We start from the raw sequence: 660 nt of genomic DNA, 5'->3' as shown, positions 1-660 counted from the left end.
CGGAGTGGACAGCGCACAGGGCGACAATGACTTTGCCCCGCTGCGGAATATCTTTAACGAATGGCTGGTGAGAGATACGAGCAAGAAAATCAAAGCAGTAAAACGCTCAAAAGGCATGAATGGCAAGCCCATCACAAGCAAGCCTGTGTATGGCTACCTCATGGACGAGGATGAAAATTTCATTATTGACGAGGAAGCTGCACCCGTAGTCAAGCAGATATACAACCTCTGTCTTGCCGGGAATGGTCCGACCAAGATAGCCCGTATGCTCACAGAGCAGCAAATCCCCACGCCGGGAACGCTTGAATACCGCAGGACGGGCAGCACCCGCCGCTACCACCCCGGCTATGAGTGCAAGTGGGCGACCAATACCGTAGTGCATATCCTTGAAAACCGGGAATACACAGGCTGTCTGGTAAATTTCAAGACAGAAAAACTTTCTTACAAAGTCAAGCACAGTGTAGAAAATCCCCCGGAAAAGCAAGTGATTTTCGAGAACCACCACGAGCCTATCATAGACACCCAAACATGGGAACGGGTGCAGGAGCTTCGCAAGCAGCGCAAACGCCCCAACCGCTATGATGAAGTAGGCTTGTTCTCCGGCATACTGTTCTGTGCAGACTGCGGCAGTGTGATGTATCAGCAGCGATACCAGACGGA

The 660-nt window shown here is 51.5% G+C and carries 1 protein-coding gene; it reads left to right on the top strand.

Annotation, left to right across the window (positions count from 1 at the left end):
- Window positions 1-660: recombinase family protein (locus H8Z82_RS18150; RefSeq protein WP_186995772.1), on the top strand; the 660-nt coding region annotated here is incomplete at both ends.

Source organism: Blautia difficilis, from assembly GCF_014297245.1.
Taxonomy (GTDB): domain Bacteria; phylum Bacillota; class Clostridia; order Lachnospirales; family Lachnospiraceae; genus Blautia_A; species Blautia_A difficilis.
Note: the sequence above shows the minus strand (reverse complement) of the source record. Positions and strands in the feature narration are given on the sequence as shown.